Below are 21,092 nucleotides of genomic sequence, written 5' to 3'. Positions count from 1 at the left end.
AATAAGTGCTGCCCAAAGGTGCTACCATAACTGAAGAAGCCCTTAACCCCCTTGAAGAGGCATCCCTTCCCGAAACTACTCCGGAAAGACTGGCACAGTTGGCGACCCACCCTGATGAGGCTGTAAAAAAGGCCGTCGTGGCCAACCCTAATACCCCTGTCCCTATAATTTTTCAGTTAGTAGAAAACAATTCCTCTTTTGTTACCCTCATCCCTGATGATAACCTCTGCCGTCTCCTCAAAGACTTCTCACCCCCCGATGCCTTCCTGTTAGCCGTCTTCCGAAACAAACCCGCTTCTGTTTTAAAGGCCGAAAGGGTTGACCTTTGGAATAAACTATTCACAGAAAAAACCTCCCCCCAAGAAAAACCCCGCTTGTGCGAAGCCTCACTGGAGAATCTCAACCTAAAAGGGGTAATCCTCAAGGGGGTGAACCTGGGTTGGGCTAACCTGCAGGGGGCCAACCTGGAAAACGCTAATCTGATGGGAGCATATTTGGAGGGTGTTGATTTCACTAACGCCAACCTGACTGGTGCTTGTCTAGAAGAGGCTGATTTATCAAGTAGGAGCACTCGTCTAAAAAATGCTAATTTGACGAGGGCTTCTCTGAGAAAGGCTAATTTAGCGGGGGTTTCCTTAAAAGATGCTAATTTGACCAATGTTGACCTAAGGGAGGCTATTCTACGGAGAGTTGACCTGAAAAACACTTACCTGGCTGGGTTTGATTTGCGCCGGTGTGACCTAAGAGAGGCTCTTCTGATAAATACTAATCTAACCGATGCAGATTTGAGGGAGGCCAATCTAGAGGGGGCCAATTTGACCGGTGCCTCTTTAAGTAGGGTTAAATTGAGCCTGGCTCGTTATGATAAACGTACCCTATGGCCAGAAGGTTTTACCCGTTACCAAATATACTGTGCTTTGGGCTTTCGTGCCTTTCTAGTGGATGTCAATTTGGATGGAAAAGACTTGAGATGGGTGCAACTGGAGGAGGCAAAACTAATAGGGGCCTCCCTCGCCGGCGCCAATCTGGAGAGGGCGTATTTGAAGGGTGCAGATTTAAGGGGGGCTTCCCTAGATAAGGCCAATCTGGAAGGTGCAAATTTAGAGGGTGCAGATTTAAGGGGGGCTTCCCTCGCCGGCGCCAATCTGAGGGAGGCGCGTTTGGTGCGTGCGGATTTAAGAGGTGCCGACTTGGCTGGGGCTGATTTGGTGGAAGCCTCCCTTGGCGGGGCTAGATTAGAGCGTGCTAGTTTTAGGTTGGCCAATTTAAGGAGGGCTGGCCTTCAGGGAGCCGATTGTAATAACTGTGATTTCACTTGCGCCGACATGACAGGTGTTTATGCCGGAAGAGCCAGTTTTAGCGATGCCCACCTGATAAGCACCCGCTTGGACATGGCCGATTTGTCCTATGCCGACCTAAGAGGGACTAATTGGCGGGCTGCCACCTTCTACGGCGCTAAACTGGAAAACGCCATCCTCCCACAGGGGTTCAACCCAAATACCCCTTAAACAATTAAACAAACAAAAGCAGGGCCCCCCACAACTCCTTCTCCCCTCCCACAAGCCCATTGCCATCTCCCCTCTATCCCCCAATTTCAAAACAGTCCATGTCTGCAATAATATAATAAGCCACAAAGGGGAAGCCCCCTCATTTTTTTGTTATCACGCCTACAAGTATGACCAACAGTTGGATTCGTCGTGCTGAGCGTTTGAGCTCCCTACCTCCCTACGTTTTTGCCCGTTTGGATGAGTTAAAGGCTAAGGCTAGAGAACAAGGCATCGATTTGATCGATCTGGGTATGGGTAACCCCGATGGTATGGCCCCACCCCCCGTAATTCAGGCTGCTATTGAAGCCCTGTCCATCCCTCACTACCACGGCTATCCCCCTTTCGAGGGCACTGCTGACTTCCGTCAAGCCATTAGCCAATGGTATCAACGACGTTATCAGGTGCACCTTAACCCCGACAGCGAAATCCTACCTCTGTTAGGCTCTAAAGAGGGACTGTCCCACCTAGCCCTCGCTTACGTCAACCCCGGTGATACTGTCATTGTCCCTTCCCCCTCCTACCCTGTCCACTACCGCGGGCCTGCTATTGCCGGCGCTAGTATTTATCCCCTTAAGTTAACCCCAACTAATGACTGGTTGATTGATGTTAGTCAGATTCCCGAAGAGGTGGCCCGTCGGGCCAAAATCCTCTACTTCAACTACCCCAATAACCCCACCACCGCTACCGCACCAAGGGAAATGTTTGCCGAAATCGTCTCTTGGGCTAAACACTACCAAGTCATGTTAGTCCACGACTTGGCCTATGCCGAAATTGCCTTTGACGGCTACCAACCCACTAGTCTACTACAAATTCCCGGGGCTAAAGATATTGGTGTCGAATTCCATACCCTCTCCAAAACCTATAACATGGCTGGATGGCGCGTTGGCTTCGTCGTGGGCAACAGCGACATCATCCAGGGATTGCGCACCCTCAAAACTAACCTCGACTACGGCATCTTCAGCGTCGTCCAAGTCGCCGCCCAAACCGCCCTTCAACTCCCCGACCTCTATATCTCTGAAATACGCAGTAAATATAAGAAAAGGGGAGAATTTCTCATCCAAGGCCTCAAAAAACTCGGTTGGAATTTAAAACCACCTCGCGCTACTATGTATTTATGGCTGCCAGTCCCCCGCCACACCAACTCCACGGATTTTGCCCTCCATGTGCTACAAAAAACCGGTGTGGTGGTTACCCCCGGCAATGCCTTTGGTGAGGGAGGTGAAGGCTATGTGCGTATAAGTCTCATCGCCGATTGCCCCCGTTTAGCAGAAGTCCTCCAACGGTGGGAAAATGCTGGTATTAGATACTAGAATGCTATGGAACCGGAAATCATCATTCTCCCCGACGAAGAAGCCACCAAACAACTTGGTCGCCGCTTAGCATCTCAACTTACACCCAATTCCGTCCTCCTACTCCAGGGAGATCTCGGCGCCGGCAAAACTACCCTCGTCCAGGGGTTGGGCCAGGCCCTGGGTATCACCGAACCTATCCTCAGTCCTACCTTCACCCTCATCAACGAATACCCCGAAGCCCGCATCCCCCTCTACCATGTCGACTTGTACCGTCTCACCCCTGATCAAGTTCAACTTTTACACCTGGAAAACTACTGGCAAGCTATTGATGTCCCTCCCGGCATCACCGCCATCGAGTGGGCCAACCTCCTCCCCCAACTCCCTCCTCACTACTATCTTGTCACCCTCCAAATCCTCCACGACTTCTCCCGTAAGGCCTCCATTATTCGTGTTTAACCCTTCAAAAAACTTTACATTGCCCCCATCCGCCCTTCTTTTATGCTACAATGCTATGGTAGCACCGCCACCGGCGCTCCGGGGCGCGGCGGCTGGCCATAGGTAAACGGCGGGTTTTGAGACCGCCAAAACGTCTGGGCAGCGCGTATTTTTAATAGTAAAAATATTCAATTAAAATAGGAAGGAAGCCAACAGCGGCGACCGCTATCAGGGCTTATGGATTTTAACAGCTAAATACCGCAATTGCACCGCCATCACCCCGTTTCTGCTTATTATTTAACGGAATAATTGAGAATAATTATTATATATAATGGATTCAGGACGAGTGTCTTGGCAGTACCTTCGCCTGCCGCCGGTGATATTGTAGCACAGGCCGCGCGAAAGAGCAAGGGGAAAAAGAAGAAACATGAGAAAAAGAAAGTAGGAAAAAAGCTAAGAGGAGAAGAAACGGGAAAAAAGACGAGCAATGGGAGAAAGTAAAGGCTTGAAAAAATGAGCCCTGGCAGAATGATGATACCAACGAAAGAGGACCTTGGCCAAAAGATGGGGATCGTGACGAATATAACCAGTAACGGGATCTTCACTCATGACATGGGCCTTGATGATTCTTATACCAAGTTTCAAAACCTCCTCTCGATCTAAATAAACGGGATGAGCCCCTCCCTCAGCATACTTCCTTAAGGCGGAAGGGGAGGGAGATCTACCCTGAACCACCACGGCATCAAAAATCTTAGTACCACAAACCCGCTCAATGGCCCTAATGTGGTCACTCACAGTATAACCATCCGTCTCACCAGGCTGGGTCATTATATTACAAACATATATTCTGGGAGCCTGACTACGGGCAATGGCATCTCGAATCTCTGGCACAAGTAAATTGGGAATAATACTAGTGTAGAGACTACCCGGACCTAAGATAATATAATCAGCCTCCTCAATGGCCTTGATGACAGCAGGAGTGGCAGGAGGATTGGGGGGATTACAACCAATTTCCACGATTTTCCCCCTGGCTTCAGGAATATTCGACTCCCCATGGATAATCCTACCATCCTCCATTTTAGCCCAAAGAGTAACATCTTTTAAAGTAGCGGGCAAGACACGCCCCTGGATGGCCAAAACCTTGGAACTCTGGGCAATGGCACTCTCTAAATCCCCCACAATCTCAGTCATGGCTGTCAGAAACAAGTTGCCAAAACTGTGCCCACTTAAACCCTCCCCCGCAGTGAAACGATATTGAAACAACTCTGTTAGCAGCTTCTCCTCATCTGCCAGGGCCGCCATACAGTTACGAATGTCACCAGGAGGCAAAATACCCATCTCCCGTCTCAACCGCCCCGAAGAGCCACCATCATCAGCCACCGTAACTATTGCTGTAATGTTAGAGCTATAATGCTTTAAACCCCGCAACAGGGTAGATAAACCAGTGCCCCCACCAATAGCCACTATCTTAATACCCCTATTTAAACGACGATATTCCCACAAAACATCAATTAAGTATTCATCCTTGTCTGGCTTTAAAACTTCAGTAATAGAACCCACCGTACGCGCTTGTCCTAAAATTAACAATAATATCCCCACAAACACCACCAAAGGGCCAGAAATATGACTGGGGAAAACACTAGTAACTTTGTCCAAAATGCCAAGAATGAAATTAAAAAAACGATAAACGGGGGTCAATTTGCTCCAGATTGCCAAACCTAAAGCAATCATTAAAACCCCCACAAAACTAGTAAATAGCCAACGCTTGACGGAAATGCCCGGGAAAAGCCATTTGTAAAAGTGGTTCAACCTCCGCCGGTAACCCTGTCGCCAATTCCTGTTCATGAACCTAAATAAATGACCTATTAAGTAATTACATTAGGGCTCATCCACTCAAATTATATACCAGTTCCCCTTTGGCCATTAAAATACCTCTGTCTGTCCAATCAGGAAAGACAATTCAATCGATGGATAAGAAATTAGGATAAACTAAAAGTACAAGCCGAGATGAATCAGTCCAAAGCCGAAAAAAAAGTAAAGTGTGAATGAGCACCATCTACTGTCTAAACCCCCACTGTGAAAATCCCATCAACGACACCAAAACCAGAAAGTGTCGCAGTTGTGGCTGGGATTTAATTCTCCATAAGCGCTATGTGGCTATAAAAAAGATCGGGAAGGGCGGTTTTGGGACTACCTATCTAGCCGTGGATATGGGGCGACAAAATAGCTATTGTGTTATCAAACAGTTAGAACCCGCCACCACCAACCCGGAAGCTTTCCGTACGGCTCTAGAATTGTTCAATCGGGAAGCCAAAACCCTCGCTAAACTGGAACACCCACAGATCCCAAAACTGTTGGACTATTTCGAGGAAAACCAGCAGTTTTACCTGATCCAAGAGTTCATCCTGGGCAAAAACCTGGAAGCGGAAGTCAAAAAAGAGGGCGTATACACCGAGGCCAGCGCCAAAACCTTTCTCCGTCAAATGTTGCCAGTACTTAAATATATCCACTCCCAAAAGGTCATCCATAGAGACATCAAACCCGGCAATATTCTCCGAGAAAAGAAAACCAATAAACTCTATCTCATCGACTTTGGGGCCGTTAAAGAACAGGTTAACACCCAATTGATGAATCAAAACCCTGAAAGTGCCTTCACCAAAATCTCTGTCGGCACCATGGGCTTCGCACCCCCCGAACAGCTCGCTATGCGACCTGTGTACTCCAGTGATCTATACGCATTGGCCGCTACCTGTGTATATCTGTTGACGGGAAAAGCCCCCAAAGACCTGTGTGATAGCGCCACCGGCCAGTTGAAATGGGAGGAACATACCCGCGTAAGTAGCGGCTTTGCCAGGGTCCTCAACAAGATGCTGGAATTGGACGTGCGCAAACGCTTCGCCACCGCCGACGAGGTAATGCAAGCCCTGGAGTTAGTGCCCTATGAGGAAGAATTGGCCGGTAGTATCGTCAACATAGCTATGGCTAAGGAAACCATTACTAGTACAGAGGAGGAAGACGCCACTAGTACCCTCGCCACTTCTCAAAATTTGGCAGAAGCCATTAGAAGGAGAAGGGAAAGACTCCAGTCTGGTGGCAAAGCCGCCACTAACCCCATCACCAACAGGCCTAAACCCACTCCCCTCCCCGTTTCTCAACCCAAAGTACAACTCACCCCTGAGATGATTCTGGAATCCTATCGTAGGGGAGATCGAAACTTTAGTCAGCAAGTGCTAAATGGCTTTGATCTGGAGGGGTTTAAGTTAGCCGGTGCCAGTTTTTCCCAAAGCAAACTGATTGGTGTTAACCTCCAACGGGCTGATCTGTATCGCACTAACTTCTACAATGCTAACCTAGCCCAGGCCAATCTCAGAGAAGCGGATTTGAGAAAGGCAGAATTGTACAAAGCCAATCTCAAAAATGCTGACTTGCAAAATGCCGATTTGAGCGGTGCTAATTTAAGTAGTGCAATCCTCAAGGATGCCAACCTCTCCGGCGCCAACTTAAAAGGGGCAAAGGTGGATGAAGAACAGTTGAAGACGGCAAAAATCAATTGGCGTACTATTCTACCGGATGGCCGGCGTAAATGGTGGTAGTAATGGGAGTAGTTGTCCTTTCTTTCTCTTCCCCTTTACACCTACCTTGCCCCCCTTCAAAGGCTTTTTTCCCAACTGCCGTCTTCAACCGTTGCTGGGAACTATTTGCAAATAAGCGTCAAAGTCCTTTATAGCCTCTCTGAATTCATTTTTGGCCACTTCTAGATTGCGCTCCTTGGCGGCTAAGTCCAGTTTCTCAAAGTGGACAAATAGACTCTTAGCAATTTCCTGGGCGGGCTTTTGGTCTTTTGGTAACAATTTGCGGGAGGTAATGGCCATATTTTGACGCAATTCCCCTAAAGGCCCATGTATAAAGGTCCTCACGTCCATCCAGTTTTCCTCTTGGATGAGTTTTTCTAGGGTGCTCATCTGTTCTCTTGCCTTAACAATTGGCTCGCGGTACTCCTGGATTTGGGCAATCCTCTCTGGGGTATAACTGGTTGGAATTTTCGCCTTCGCGGGGGAACTACAACTTACCAACATAGTGGTAACTAACACTAGTGTGAGACAGAAAATAGGACGCAATAATCTCATCATATGCTCTTTATAATTTTTGCCAATCAATGGTTTGTAACAATAATTGTCGACTTTCCCCCTTTTCCTGTCAACTGTCTCCCCTTTATTTCACCCTTGCCCTCCTCCACCAATACGGACTTGTGATTATGACCTTTTTCTTGTCGCCACAACGCCCTGTTATCTCCCTTTTCCTCATCCCCACCTTATTAATCATTGTTTACAATTTTTCATAAAATGATACATAAGTTTAAGGGGAATGAGACTATGGAGTCCATTGTTAGTTTCAATAGTTTCAACTGGGAAAAACTGGTAGGTGAAGAAATATTAAAAAATCTTTATCAAGGATGGCAGAAAATTAAGGCTGGATTAAGTTTAGCCCACAAAAACCTGAGTAGCGAATTAAGACAACGATTATTTCCTCACCATCTCCCCCTGAAACAAGTATCCGAGGAGGCATGGCGAATCCTACAACAGAGGGTTGAACAGGTAATTGAGGAAGACTGGAAAGATGCCATGGAGGGGGTTTACCCTGTAAGCCTGTTATTCGAGGCCGATTGGTGGGAATTCCTCCAAGCCTATATAGGAATCTGGTTGGACTACCCCCGCACCTGGCAAAGAGTCAGACTGGGCAACTTCCAGGATTTGCCTCCCGGAATAACTACGGATAAATACCCTGCTTATTACCGCCGCAATTTTCATTATCAAAGTGATGGGTACTTAAGTGAACATTCCGCCAACCTCTACGACTTACAGGTGGATATTCTCTTTAATGGCATAGCAGACGGCATGCGTCGTCGTGTGTTAAAACCCCTCAAACAAGTACTATACACCCTCCCCCGCCCTCGTATTCTAGATGTAGCCTGTGGTACTGGGAGAACCCTCAAATTTCTACGCTATGCTTTCCCGGAGGCTGAACTGTATGGCATTGACCTGTCTGCCTTTTATCTGCGTAAGGCTAATGACATGCTATCCCGACTTTCCCCCACACAACTTCCTCAACTAATAGAAGGGAATGCCGAAAATTTGCCCTATCGAGACAATTATTTCCATGGGGTGACAACTGTATTTTTGTTCCATGAATTGCCTAATCCCGTCAGACAGAGAGTAATTAACGAGTGTCATAGAGTATTGCAAACAGGGGGAATATTAGTAATTGCCGACTCCATTCAGTTGTCTGACTCCCCCCAGCTGGAAGCAGTAATGCATAACTTCTCCACCCTGTTCCATGAGCCCTTCTATAATGACTACATAAGGGACGATTTCCAAAACCGGTTACTGGAGGCTGGTTTTGTCAACATTCAAGAAAAAGTGTACGGGCTGAGCAAATATTGGATTGCTACTAAGAGGGGGTAGTAAAAATTGCCCCAGTCCATGATAATCTTGAAAGTGGCTTTTAATTAGTTCCGCTAGGTGATAAGTTAGTTTCGTTAGGTTAAAAAAACAGTAAGTCAGCATGGTAGCAACACAGGAAAGGACAAACGTAGGTAGAATTACCCAAATAATCGGGCCAGTAGTAGACGCAGAGTTTCCCAGTGGCCATATACCCCGTATTTACAATGCCTTGCGTGTGGAGGCAGTAAACCCAGCGGGTCAAAAGGTAGCTGTAACCTGTGAAGTACAACAAATACTTGGGGATAACCAGGTACGCTCTGTAGCAATGAGTAGTACCGACGGCCTGGTAAGGGGGATGGAGATTGTAGATACAGGATCTCCTATTCGTGTGCCGGTGGGAAAGGCAACTTTGGGACGTATTTTCAATGTTTTGGGTGAACCGGTAGACAACAAGGGGGATGTGGACTACAGTATTACTGCCCCTATTCACCGCAAAGCGCCACCCCTCACCGAGTTGGATACTAAGCCCACTATATTTGAAACTGGCATCAAGGTTATTGACTTGTTGACTCCCTATCGTAAGGGGGGCAAAATTGGTCTGTTCGGGGGTGCCGGAGTGGGTAAGACTGTCATCATGATGGAGTTGATCAATAACATTGCCATTCAACACGGTGGGGTATCTGTATTTGGTGGTGTTGGTGAACGAACCCGTGAGGGCAACGATTTGTACAATGAGATGATCGAATCTGGGGTCATCGATCCGGAAAACCCCGAAAACTCCAAGATTGCCCTGGTGTACGGACAGATGAATGAACCTCCCGGGGCCAGGATGCGTGTGGGCCTCTCTGCCCTCACCATGGCGGAATACTTCCGGGATGTGAATAAACAAGACGTGTTGCTGTTCATTGATAATATATTCCGTTTCGTCCAGGCTGGTTCTGAGGTATCTGCTCTTTTGGGGAGAATGCCCTCTGCGGTGGGTTATCAGCCTACTCTGGGCACTGAGATGGGGGATTTACAAGAACGGATTACATCAACTAAAGAGGGCTCCATCACCTCTATCCAGGCGGTATATGTGCCCGCGGACGACTTAACCGATCCTGCTCCCGCCACTACCTTTGCCCACTTGGATGGTACAACTGTACTTTCTCGTAGCTTGGCGGCCAAAGGGATTTATCCTGCCGTAGACCCCCTGGCCTCTACCAGCACCATGTTGCAGCCTCACATCGTCGGGGAGGAGCACTACAACACTGCCCGAGCCGTTCAGGCAACACTGCAACGCTATAAAGAACTACAAGATATTATTGCCATTTTGGGGTTGGACGAGTTGTCTGAAGAAGACCGTCTCATAGTAGATCGTGCCCGTAAGATTGAACGTTTCCTGTCTCAACCCTTCTTCGTGGCCGAGGTGTTTACTGGCACTCCTGGCAAGTATGTTCCCCTGGAAGAGACTATCAAGGGTTTTAAACGTATTCTATCGGGGGAATTGGACGATTTGCCAGAACAAGCCTTTTACATGGTAGGGACCATTGATGAGGCCATTGCCAAGGCTGAGAAACTGAAGGGCTAGGACCCACACATATAATACCGCCCCCAAGGGGGGGTAATTTTCCGAAATTTTCTGAAATTGCGTGAAATACTATGGCCTTAATGGTGAGAGTAATTACTCCTGACAAGATTGTCTGGGAGAAGGAAGCACAAGAGGTGATTCTGCCCAGTAGTACGGGACAGTTGGGCATTTTGACCAATCACGCCCCCTTGTTGACCAGCCTTGACATTGGGGTGATGCGTATTCGTCCTGACAGGGAATGGAAGAATATTGCCGTCATGGGCGGTTTTGCCGAGGTGGAAAACAACGAAGTCAAGGTGTTGGTCAACGATGCGGAGTTAGGGGATAATATCAACAGAGAAGAGGCCGAGGCGGAGTATCAGGAGGCTCAAAAAGCCTTTGACGAGGCGGTGGCTAGCGGCGATCGTCGTGCCAGAATTAAGGCCACCCAGAGATTGAAAAAGGCAAGGGCTAGATTCCAGGCGGCCAGTTAGTTAGGTGTTTATTGCAATAAAATTCTGCCGTGGGGATTGTGGGGAGGGGATTTGCCAGGAGGTAAACATCCCCATATTCCCTCTTTCTTTTGTTACAATCGAGCTAGCCTCCCGATAGTGGAGAGACATTTCTAGTGGTGTGGCATCGACTTAAGTTTCTTTTTACAGTCTTAGGAGTTATTTTTCGTCACCCGGTGATGGGGGTGACTATAGTGCCAAAACTTCCCGATGGCAGGATAGTGCTTGTTTTTCGTCGTGATTGTGGTAAGTGGAGTTTGCCGGGTGGAATGGTAGACTGGGGGGAGGACATTCCCACCACTATTCGTCGCGAGTTGAAGGAAGAAACCGGCTTGGACTTGGTGAGAATTGGACGTCTAGTGGGTGTTTATTCTTCTCCCTATCGTGATCCCCGTTTGCATTCCATTTCCGTTTTGGTGGAAGTTGAGGCTAAAGGTAGATTACAGCCAATAGATACCCATGAGGTTCTACAGGTCAAGTCTTTTTCCAGGGAGGATTTGCCTCTTGGCAGTCTTGCCCATGATCACGACCGTCAGCTACAGGATTATCTTTCTCACAAGACTACCATAGCTTAGGGGTTTTATTGATAACTAGTACTTTTTTTAACTCCCCTTCTATTGCTAATCCTTTTTATTTTAAAAATCCGCAGCACCGCTGTTTTGGTAGTCTCTTCACCTACCGTCCTCCTCGCCGTGCCCCCGCAGCCCCGGCGCCTTTTTTTCCCTCCTTATTGCCCATTGTAACAAAAAAAGGGGAAATTGTCAAGGAGCTTTTACCCTAGTTGCCTCCATTTGAACAGGCTAAACCCCTTGATTCGGGCCTTTTTTGAAGACATTCCCAAGGGCCAAAACTGCCTCTAAAAAGCTTTTCTCTGTCATCTTCTTATCTGTAAATACTCTATCCTTTGACAATAGAAAAAATACCCCTGAATATTTTGTAAACTTAATTGATACTAATTTCTCCATTACCCCAAGGGCCAAAACTAATGCTATTCCCTATTCATTATCTTATTTAACCCTAGTAAGGTATTTAGGTGGCCGGAAGAGAATATCGTCTGTTTTCAGTGCTTTTATACATCTATTGCCTCCAGATTTTTGGGTGATTGGTAAAGCAGCCAAGGATTTTAGGTATTTAAAACGGAAAATGACTGGATTTAAAAAATAAAAGAGATGTGGCAATTGGGAGAATATAGGGAAAATGAAAACATACTTTGTATAAAGAATCGTGGCGACGGGGTCCACATGGCAAAGTCAGAAAAACTGACCAGAATATTCTATATAAAACTAGAGCTGTTGTATGGTATAATGCTGGCATGTGCCGGAGATTTATTCCTGGAGCATTGCTGTTTTTGATTGTGCTTTCTGAAACATATAGAAGGCAAAAAAACTGAGTTGGGAATTATAGAATCCGCTTTTTTGTTGAAGAGGGGAGAGCTTCTGGATTTGTTCCTTTGAGGGTTATCTGGATAAATTTATATTGCACCTCGGGGGTATTTTATGTTTAACGCCATGGAGATTATTGGCTATTTTAGTATTGAGGGTTTTACTATTAAGGGGAAAAGGGGTTAAAAATTATTTTTTTCTATTGGTTTTATGTTGAATTTGGCTTAAATCAATTTACATTAATCCCCAGTTCTACTTCTTTTTGTCCGAGGTTCAGAATTAGAGGGGGGAGGGGGAGTTTGAAGGTATGGGAAATTATTGAACTTTATTTGCAACTAAAATGGTAGAACAAAGCAATGAAAGGGCCTATGATTATAACCCCGTGCCCTTTATGCTGCTGCCCATAGGGAATTGGCTTGTAGTGGGGATAGGGTTGAATTATATGTTTGTGGTGAGTGACTGTTATATGGATTTTGAGGGACTAGGTTTTTGCTTTCAAAAGGGTTTGTGGTTGTTGTGGGAGAGGGTGGATGATTCATCCATGATAGTCTTCTGCGAATAGGCATTTTGGAAAATGAGTGTCTGTGGCGATTGACATGACACCATAAATCTGTCGCCATAAGCCTGTTGAGTGGGGGATGCAGTGGTGTTTTGAATCCAATATTAGTTTTAATGTTACTTTTGGTGTTATAATGGGAGTTGGTTGTCAGTGGCTTTGACTTTCTCTTCAACACACAACACGACAGGAGAGAAGACTCTCCCAGTTCGGAGGGCACTTTGGTGGTTGTTATTTCACTGGGAGGATCACGTCTTTGGCAGTCACTAATTTAAAATTTATATACAAGAAATTCATATATCTTTTAGTTGTCGTATTGTAATGAATGTCTGTCAGGGAGGATAGATATCTCAACACTTCTCCCTAGTTTCCGTGTGATTGCACCCATACTCTCCAACAAGCAGTTTGTTTGTTAAACAATCAAGTCTGTCAGTCTTCTATCCTGTTGTCTTGGTTCACTACACTGGTATACTATAGTGTTTGAATTGTTAACGTGTTGATATGGGGGTGGCCATAGGGTTATTTTTTTGTCTTTATCCGATGTTTGATATGTAATAACAATATGTGTTGTGAAGACAATTTTAATGATAGTTGCCGATGAACTTTGTAGTTGGTATTATTCTTGATTGCTTTCTGGCTACCCTTATGACTATCTTTTGTAACCCAATCTATCCTTAAGCCATTTGCTCTAATGATGTTGCCTTGTAGCTTGTACTACTACATGGTCTACTGCCCTATAGTCTACCGCTATTGCGGTCTCAGAGGGTGCGTTATTAAGTATTAAAAACTGTTAGGAATTCCTAGATGTTGTGAGAGGCATGAAGAAGTTGTCTGACGGCGGTGAGTGCGGAATAGCTGACGCCGGCTGTGCCTTCCCCTGGATGAGTAGAATCCCCTACTAGCCATAGATTTTTCAGGGGTGTGCGGTTGGGGATAGCAAAGGGGCCAAAGGTAGTAACTCTTTGTCCCACACCTCCTACTATGCCTTTTTCTCTGCCAGTATACCGATAAAAGGTGACGGGGGTGGCGCTTTCTTGGAGAATGATGGTGTCTTCGGTGAGATTAAAATACTCTGCCAGGCGGGATATTGCCTTGTGGGTGTAGTCTTGTTTTAGGGCATTATAGTCAAGAGGGGAGAGATTCCACCACTTGTCTACGTTGGTGAAGGAGGAGGCGGTAATGGTGGCTTTACCTTGTGGGGCCCTACCGTCACCTGGTTGGCTAACCGACACAAATAGGGAATTGACTTCTGCTATTTCCCCTTCTTCATACAAAAACTGGAGGTGTAATGGGCAGTTATTGGGAATGGCCTCCTGCTTCACTCCCAGATAGACTACAAAGGCACCACTAGCTGGCGGTAAATTTTCCACGCGGCGACAGTAGGAAGGGGGGAGATTTTCTGTCATGGTCACCAGGTTATTAACCGTTACATTAGCTATCACATAGTCAGCATGTTGCCGATGGACTTCTCCCGTTTTCAGGTTTTGCACTGTTACTCCTGTGGCCCTCTTGCCGTCACTGTGGATTTTTTTGACTCGGTGGCGTAGACACAGTTTCCCCCCATGTTTTTCCAATCCCTCCTGCAGACGGTCACTCAACACCTGCATACTGCCTTTTAGATGATATAATCCCTGGGGGTATTGGGGGAGGGATAAAGCGGTAGCACCATACAGGAGGGCAGTCTGGGAGGCATCCACTTGGGAGTATAATTTGAGTTGTAAATCGAGAAAGGTTTTGAGACGCTTATCCCCTGCTAATCCCAACAAAAAGAGGGCATCTGCCACTGTCATGAGGGTAAAGGGCACTGTGTAGAGGGTATCTAAACGGAAGGCTTTTAACAACTGAGTCAGATCCCAAAGGGTGCGTGGTGGTAAAATGGGGTCACGGGATTGGAACTCCCAACTTGCCTTGAATAACACTTCTATTAAACGCCAAAAAGGCTCACTATTAGGAAATTGCATCTGTCTTTCCCTTTTCCATTTTTCCGGGTTGCGCCACACCATAATCGGTGTTTTCTCTCCAGGCAGAAATACCGCACAGGCCGGTTCACATTCTGTAGCTTCTGGTAATTCAACTTCTAGTTCTCGGAAGATGCGATAGTGTATTCCTTCTTCTTCCAAGCCTGCTACCTGGGTTGCCCCCACGTCGAATACAAAGCCTTTTCTTTTAAAGCTAGAGGCACATCCTCCTGGCACCGTTGCCTGTTCATAGACTACCACATCATAACCATAACGGGCTAAAAGTGCCCCTGCTGTCAATCCTCCTATTCCCGCGCCTACTACTACCACCTTTGCTTTTTTTGTCATAACACTGGCTTTTCCTATGTCACCGGCCTTCTATTATATATAGCCCTTCTATAGTCTTTCCACTGACTCCTTCCATCCCATTTTTCTCCCTTACTTTTTTTCTTCCCTTTGACTTTTTTCTCCTTGACAGCGCCATTTTTTCTCGTAACAATGGCCGGGAGACACCCGCCTTTTGCCTTGCTTTTTTTTTGGAAATATTTTTAGCCCTTCCACCCCTCATGATAGGGTTAACGACCAGGTTATTTTTGGGGGGATTTCTCTTCTTTCTACTGCTTTGTTGATTATTATACTCAATTAAATCTTTTGCAGCCCAAGTCTCTTGGTAGTCTTTTCAACTACCCCCCATTCTCACCCATGTCCCTATACTAACATAGGGAAGGAGGAGTTGTCAAGGGGTGTTAGGGGGACAGGGGTGGCAGGGGAGGATTAATAAAATGCTATAATAAACGGATAATCAATTGAGAAATGTCAATTAATATGGAAAATAAGACAGGGGAAAAATTAAAATCAGGGTTTGACGGGAAGAATCCGCCGGCGCAACAGATAATAGACAAGTGTGTGCATTGTGGGTTTTGTTTGTCGACTTGCCCGAGTTACAGGGTGATAGGGAAGGAGATGGATTCTCCGAGAGGTAGGATTTACCTGATGAATGCCATCCATAGGGGGGAAGCGGGGATAGATGAGACGACGACTAGTCACTTTGACACCTGTTTAGGTTGTTTGGCGTGTGTGACTACCTGCCCTTCTGGTGTGGAGTATGATAGGTTGATTGGGGCAATGCGTCCTCAAATAGTGAGGAATTATAAGCGCAATTGGTGGGATAGGTTAATACGTGGTTTTATCTTTTTTTTGTTTCCCTATCCGAGAAGACTGGGGTTACTACTGCCGTTGTTGTGGTTGTATCAGGTGTCTGGCTTACAGGCAATAGTGCGCGGGAGTGGGGTTTTGGGATTTTTCCCTCGTCTGGCATCCATGGAGTCAATATTGCCGAGGATAAGGCTTTCTTCTCTTTACAGGAAATATCCTTACATAATACCGGCTCAGGGGGAAAAACGTTATCGGGTGGGGGTAATTTTGGGGTGTGTCCAAAGGTTATTCTTTAGTAATGTTAATGAGGCTACCATAAGAGTGTTGGCGGCTAATGGGTGTGAGGTGGTGATACCGGCTAATCAGGGGTGTTGTGGTGCCTTATTGGCACACCAGGGGGAAGAATTAAAAGCTCAAAGTCTTGCGCGTCAGATGATTGATGCTTTTGAGGAGGCTGAGGTGGATTATGTTATAATAAATGCGGCCGGTTGTGGTCACACTCTAAAGGAGTACGATCACATTCTAAGGGAGGATCCGGATTACAAGGAGAGGGCTAAAGGATTTGTAACCAAGGTTAGGGATATACATGAATTTTTGGTGGAGATAGGTTTTGATTTGTCGTTACGGCCTATAAGTGATAAACCGGTGAAGGTAGTCTACCAGGATGCTTGCCATCTGCTACATGGACAGAGGATTAGCCTTCAACCGAGGGATTTGTTGCGGAAAATACCAAATGTGGTACTAGAAGAGCCTGTGGATGCTGCTTTGTGTTGTGGGAGTGCGGGGGTATATAATATGCTGCAACCGACTGTAGCGGAGGAGTTAGGGCAACAGAAGGTGGGTAATCTATTAAATACTGGTGCTGAGATTATTGCTTCGCCCAATCCGGGTTGTGCCTTGCAGATAGGAAAGCATCTTAGAATAGAAGGGAGGGGGGTAAAGGTATTCCACCCCATTGAGTTGTTGGACTGGGCCTTGAGGGGTGAAGTTATTATTTAATTGAGGGGGATTAATGAGGTATGGAGTGGGTGGCAAAAACCACCCCACCAGTGTTAGTTGTTATTCTTTCCACTTAGAGGCGACGATTTCTGCCAAGTCTAAAACCCTTTGAGAGTAGCCCCATTCGTTGTCATACCAGGCAACGACTTTTACCATATCTCCCATCATCACCATAGTGAGACTGGCGTCAACGATGGAAGATACGTTTGTGCCGCGGTAGTCACAGGAGACTAGCGGCAACTCACTGTAGGCCAGAATGCCCTTTAATTCGCCTTCAGCGGCTTCTTTGAGGACCTGGTTAACTTGTTCGGCGATAGTGCTTTTTTCTACCTGTACCACTAGGTCTACCACGGAAACGTTAGGGGTGGGCACGCGGAAGGCTATGCCGTTTAATTTGCCCTTCAATTCTGGGATTACTAGGGCCACTGCCTTAGCGGCGCCGGTGCTGGTGGGCACAATGTTCATAGCGGCGGCACGAGCCCGACGTAAGTCTCTGTGGCTGGCATCCAATAACCTTTGGTCTCCAGTATAACTGTGGGTGGTGGTCATTGTGCCCTTTACAATCCCGAAGTGCTCATGTAGTACTTTTACTATGGGCGCCAAACAGTTCGTAGTACAGCTAGCGTTGCTTATAATTTGGTGTTTGTCGTGTTCGTATTCCTTGTCGTTCACCCCTACTACGTAAGTACCAATATTTGCGCCCTTGCCGGGGGCGGTGATGAGGACTTTTTTAGCGCCGGCTACCAGGTGTTTAGAGGCGCCTTCTTCGTCTACAAAAACCCCTGTGGACTCTATTACCAGGTCTACTCCCCAGTCTTTCCAGGGTAAGTTGAGGGGGTTGCGATCTGAGAAGCACTTAATGGTTTTTCCGTTTACGGTGATAGAATTGTCATCGGCCTTTACATCTGCGTTTAGGGTTCCCAACATGGAGTCGTATTTTAGCAGATGTGCGTTAGTATGGGGGTCTGATGTGTCATTTATCCCCACCACGTCTATATTTGTCTTTTCACGTCCCAACCAGCAACGTAAAAAGTTTCGGCCGATACGTCCAAACCCGTTAATAGCTACTCTAATCACTGTTTTTCCCTCTTTTTTAATAAACTCTATTCACTACAATTTTCTAATGACCCTAATCATATCGTAAAGTTTGCCTCTTTCAATACCCCCCCCTTAAATTTTTTTTCGGATTTTTCTTTCTTTTCTTTCTACTCCCTTATAACCATATGCCCTTCTGGTTTTTTTCTGTCCGCCTACCCCCTTCTCCTTTCTCCCTACCCGTTTTATTGAGAATAACTTCTATTACACTCCTCCTTTTTACCTTCAACCTCTGGTTTTACTCGTTCGCTCTCTCCTCCTTTCTCCTTCCTTTGTTGCATTTCTATGTCATTAACAATAGGCGCTGTCCGAGTGTCTTGGTAGTCTCTCCACCTACCGCCCCCTGTTCATGCCCCTTAGTCCCCCTCATGCTAACATAAAAAAGGAGAGATTGTCAAGGGGGATATAGGTGGGGTGTAAGTGGGGAGCGGGGTGTTGATTGTAAGATTTTATAATGATAGGCTGGGACTGAAAGTATGTGGAAAAAGGGGGAAAGTCAAATGGGGGATGGTGTGAAGGGGGGAAAACTGAAAGAGACTTTGAGAAGATATTGGGGATATCAGGGGTTTCGTTACCCACAACAAGAGGTAATAGAGAGTATCTTAGGGGGGAAGGATTGCTTGGTGGTGATGCCAACGGGAGGGGGAAAGTCTCTCTGTTTTCAGTTGCCGGCGATAATTCAAGAGGGGTTGACGATAGTGGTTTCTCCCTTACTGGCATTAGTGGAAAATCAAATATCGCAACTAAATCAACTGGGTGTGCCAGCCGGCAGAATACATAACGAGATGTGTAAGGGGGAGAGGGAGTATACTCTGAAACGACTTGCCAATGGCCAATTAAAATTATTTTATGTGTCGCCGGAGACTATTTTTTCTAAACCTGTATGGGGGATTATAACTTCTTGTGGGACTAGGATTAGTGGCCTAATAGTAGACGAAGCCCATTGTTTAGCACAATGGGGGGAGAATTTTCGGCCAAGCTATTTCCGTTTGGGGACTATTCGGGATGCTTTGAGGGGAAAATACCATTATTCTCCCTTCCCCATTGCCTGTTTTACTGCTACTGCTGATGGGCAGACTCAAAGGGTTATTATAGAGTGCTTGCATTTGTCATCACCGCAAAAGTTTCTGGTGAGTCCTTATCGTGAGAACATAAGGATAAAGATTGACACGGTTTGGACGGCAAGGGGAAGAAGAAATAGATTAGTAAAATATCTTCAGAAAAAGGGAAATGATTGTGGTTTAATTTATGTGAGGACTCGTGGGGAGAGTGAGAATTTAGCAGGATTTTTAACGGAGATGGGGTATAGCTGTCACGGCTACCATGGGGGTTTATCTGCCAGTAGAAGAAGGGAAATAGAGGGGGATTGGCTGGAGGAAAAAGTAAAATTCGTAGTAGCCACTTCGGCTTTTGGAATGGGTATTAACAAGGCAAATATACGTTGGGTTTTCCACTATCATTTTCCCTTGTTATTGTCGGAGTACATGCAAGAGATTGGCAGGGGGGGGAGAGACGGGTTGCCAACAGAAGCAGTTGCCTTGAGGTGTGAGTCTAGCGGTTGGTTGTATCCGGAAGACAAACAACTGCGAAATTATTTCCTAACAAGACAGTATTCACTTTACCAGAAGACAAAAGAGATAATCGCCAGACTGTCGGAGACTGGGGAAGTTTCTAAATTGGACAGGGAAGGGCAATTGTGTCTTTCCATTCTCTATTCTAGTGGACAGTTGAAGTGGTTAGATCCTTTTCACTACCAACTGACTTTGAAAAACCCCCATAGTGCCATTGAGGGGGCGAGAAGAAAACAGGAAAAACAGCTAGAAAGGACAGTGGAATACCTCAATACCAAGGAGTGTCGTTGGGGTTTTTTGCTGGAGGAGTTTGGATTCTTGTCATCAGGAAAGTTTAGGTGTGGCCGGTGCGATAATTGTCTTAGAAAATAGGCATTGAGGGAGTGGGGGATAGGATGTGGGGGGTAGGGGATAGGGTGTGGGGAGTAGGGGGCACTTAATAAAGAAAGAGTAAAATAAGTTTAACAAGTATAAGTTTAAATTAAAGGGGCGCGACTTCTATGGTGATCTCGGCAGTGACTTCAGGATGCAATTTAACGGTGACGGGATACCTGCCAAGTTTTTTAATTTCGGGTACGGTTATATTGTAACGTTCTACTTCAAAACCAGCATTAGCTTTAATAACGTCTGCCACATCTTGAGTGGTAACTGTGCCGAATATGGCTTCTTTTTCCCCTACCTGTTTACGGATGACAAAATTGTTGATGGTTTGTAGGGCTACCTTGCGAGATTTAGCTTCTTCCAGGATAGCTTGTTGACGTTGTCTTTCTTTTTCCCTCCAATGGGCTACCTGACGTAATACACTTTCAGTGGCTACGGTAGCGAAACCTTGTGGTACTAAGTAGTTACGAGCATAACCAGGAGCTACATACACCAAATCCCCCTTTTTCCCCAGCTTTTCCACATCCTTATTCAACAAAACCTGTATTTTCTTAGCCATGATTACCTCTTTTTTTTGCGAGTGAGAGATAGACTTGCCTATTTTTAACTGGCCTTTTTTGTGACAATTTGCAATTATACCAAATTGGTGGGGGTAATAGGGTATGGGGTTTGGGGTACAATGGGGGAAGTTTGCTTTTTTCTTTTTCTTTTTGCATTTCTTGAATTTTTTCCTCCTCCCCCTTTACGGCCCTCTCCGAAGCTCCCCTTGTTTCTCCTCTAATCCAATAATTGAATTTAATTCTCATCTATACCGTCGGCTCCTACTCCTCCCTATGGCCGCCAAAGCCCTCCTTTATTCTTAATCATTATAAATAATATCCCGCTACTATACCCTTTATTTTGCTATAAATTTGCATATAAAAAATGCGCAGCACTAGCCTCTCGAAATCCCCTTCGCCCGCCGCTGCCCTATCCTAGCACAGAGTCCTCTTAATTGTCAAGGGGCCGTCTCGGGGAGAGAGGGGAGTGTAAGGATGCGGTATTAGAAATCTAACAGGGGAGTGTTGCTTCCCTAAGGAGTGTAACCGTGGTTGTTGATTTGATGGTATTAATGGGGATGATAGTTTTTCTGGGAGTCTAGAAACTGATTGCCAAGGCTAATGCCTGTTTGACGGGATTTTTCTCTTTGGATGGGAGTTGCCAGTGAGTGGGTGGGTGG

Annotated in this window: 16 protein-coding genes; 11 read left to right on the top strand and 5 right to left on the bottom strand. The window is 46.2% G+C overall.

All coding sequences use genetic code 11. From position 1 onward, the window contains the following. The first annotated feature begins 5 nt into the window (after window positions 1-5). The 3 genes from IGQ44_06755 to tsaE all read left to right on the top strand — a co-directional run bounded on the left by IGQ44_06755 (window position 6) and on the right by tsaE (window position 3,295). Window positions 6-1,508, top strand: coding sequence for a pentapeptide repeat-containing protein (locus tag IGQ44_06755; GenBank protein HIK37670.1), 1,503 nt, complete (start codon window positions 6-8; stop codon window positions 1,506-1,508). 167 nt (window positions 1,509-1,675) lie between these two features. Further along, on the top strand, window positions 1,676-2,857 hold the full coding sequence (locus tag IGQ44_06750; GenBank protein ID HIK37669.1) for an aspartate aminotransferase: 1,182 nt from the start codon (window positions 1,676-1,678) through the stop codon (window positions 2,855-2,857). A 6-nt stretch (window positions 2,858-2,863) separates the two neighbouring features. Beyond that, entirely contained in the window at window positions 2,864-3,295 is a 432-nt protein-coding gene (gene tsaE / locus IGQ44_06745; GenBank protein HIK37668.1) for a tRNA (adenosine(37)-N6)-threonylcarbamoyltransferase complex ATPase subunit type 1 TsaE, read from the top strand. 432 nt (window positions 3,296-3,727) lie between these two features. Here tsaE and IGQ44_06740 read toward each other — a convergent pair whose 3' ends face one another. Further along, on the bottom strand, window positions 3,728-5,119 hold the full coding sequence (locus IGQ44_06740) for a YvcK family protein (GenBank protein HIK37667.1): 1,392 nt from the start codon (window positions 5,117-5,119) through the stop codon (window positions 3,728-3,730). 200 nt (window positions 5,120-5,319) lie between these two features. Here IGQ44_06740 and IGQ44_06735 point away from each other — a divergent pair, with 200 nt between their 5' ends. Next, window positions 5,320-6,867 (top strand): pentapeptide repeat-containing protein, encoded by a 1,548-nt coding sequence (locus IGQ44_06735; protein HIK37666.1) that lies wholly within the window; start codon window positions 5,320-5,322, stop codon window positions 6,865-6,867. Between the two features lie 84 nt (window positions 6,868-6,951). Here the strand turns inward: IGQ44_06735 and psbQ are convergent, their stop codons facing one another. Continuing rightward, complete coding sequence (gene psbQ, locus IGQ44_06730; GenBank protein HIK37665.1) at window positions 6,952-7,401, bottom strand: photosystem II protein PsbQ; 450 nt, start codon at window positions 7,399-7,401, stop codon at window positions 6,952-6,954. Between the two features lie 246 nt (window positions 7,402-7,647). On the opposite strand from psbQ, the gene IGQ44_06725 reads away from it, so the two are divergent. The 5 genes from IGQ44_06725 to IGQ44_06705 all read left to right on the top strand — a co-directional run bounded on the left by IGQ44_06725 (window position 7,648) and on the right by IGQ44_06705 (window position 12,720). Further along, a complete protein-coding gene (locus IGQ44_06725) occupies window positions 7,648-8,736 on the top strand; it encodes a class I SAM-dependent methyltransferase (GenBank protein HIK37664.1) in 1,089 nt (362 codons plus the stop codon). Between the two features lie 100 nt (window positions 8,737-8,836). Next, on the top strand, window positions 8,837-10,285 hold the full coding sequence (atpD, locus tag IGQ44_06720) for a F0F1 ATP synthase subunit beta (GenBank protein HIK37663.1): 1,449 nt from the start codon (window positions 8,837-8,839) through the stop codon (window positions 10,283-10,285). A gap of 71 nt (window positions 10,286-10,356) precedes the next feature. Continuing rightward, window positions 10,357-10,758: a F0F1 ATP synthase subunit epsilon gene (locus tag IGQ44_06715; GenBank protein ID HIK37662.1), complete on the top strand. Its 402-nt coding sequence runs from the start codon at window positions 10,357-10,359 to the stop codon at window positions 10,756-10,758. A gap of 197 nt (window positions 10,759-10,955) precedes the next feature. Further along, window positions 10,956-11,351: an NUDIX hydrolase gene (locus tag IGQ44_06710; GenBank protein ID HIK37661.1), complete on the top strand. Its 396-nt coding sequence runs from the start codon at window positions 10,956-10,958 to the stop codon at window positions 11,349-11,351. A gap of 1,147 nt (window positions 11,352-12,498) precedes the next feature. Beyond that, window positions 12,499-12,720: a hypothetical protein gene (locus tag IGQ44_06705; GenBank protein HIK37660.1), complete on the top strand. Its 222-nt coding sequence runs from the start codon at window positions 12,499-12,501 to the stop codon at window positions 12,718-12,720. 794 nt (window positions 12,721-13,514) lie between these two features. Here the strand turns inward: IGQ44_06705 and crtD are convergent. After that, on the bottom strand, window positions 13,515-15,020 hold the full coding sequence (gene crtD, locus IGQ44_06700) for a C-3',4' desaturase CrtD (GenBank protein HIK37659.1): 1,506 nt from the start codon (window positions 15,018-15,020) through the stop codon (window positions 13,515-13,517). A gap of 465 nt (window positions 15,021-15,485) precedes the next feature. On the opposite strand from crtD, the gene IGQ44_06695 reads away from it, so the two are divergent. Then, on the top strand, window positions 15,486-16,826 hold the full coding sequence (locus tag IGQ44_06695) for a (Fe-S)-binding protein (protein ID HIK37658.1): 1,341 nt from the start codon (window positions 15,486-15,488) through the stop codon (window positions 16,824-16,826). Window positions 16,827-16,886: 60 nt separating this feature from the next. Here IGQ44_06695 and IGQ44_06690 read toward each other — a convergent pair whose 3' ends face one another. Then, on the bottom strand, window positions 16,887-17,903 hold the full coding sequence (locus IGQ44_06690) for a type I glyceraldehyde-3-phosphate dehydrogenase (protein ID HIK37657.1): 1,017 nt from the start codon (window positions 17,901-17,903) through the stop codon (window positions 16,887-16,889). A gap of 518 nt (window positions 17,904-18,421) precedes the next feature. On the opposite strand from IGQ44_06690, the gene IGQ44_06685 reads away from it, so the two are divergent. Beyond that, window positions 18,422-19,864, top strand: a complete 1,443-nt coding sequence (locus IGQ44_06685; GenBank protein HIK37656.1) for an ATP-dependent DNA helicase RecQ — start codon at window positions 18,422-18,424, stop codon at window positions 19,862-19,864. A gap of 109 nt (window positions 19,865-19,973) precedes the next feature. On the opposite strand, the gene rplI is transcribed toward IGQ44_06685, so the two are convergent. Continuing rightward, a complete protein-coding gene (gene rplI, locus IGQ44_06680) occupies window positions 19,974-20,432 on the bottom strand; it encodes a 50S ribosomal protein L9 (GenBank protein HIK37655.1) in 459 nt (152 codons plus the stop codon). Between the last annotated feature and the right edge of the window lie 660 nt (window positions 20,433-21,092).

The sequence above is a fragment of the Geminocystis sp. M7585_C2015_104 genome (assembly GCA_015295805.1).
In the GTDB taxonomy this organism is placed as follows: domain Bacteria; phylum Cyanobacteriota; class Cyanobacteriia; order Cyanobacteriales; family Cyanobacteriaceae; genus DVEF01.
Note: the sequence above shows the minus strand (reverse complement) of the source record. Positions and strands in the feature narration are given on the sequence as shown.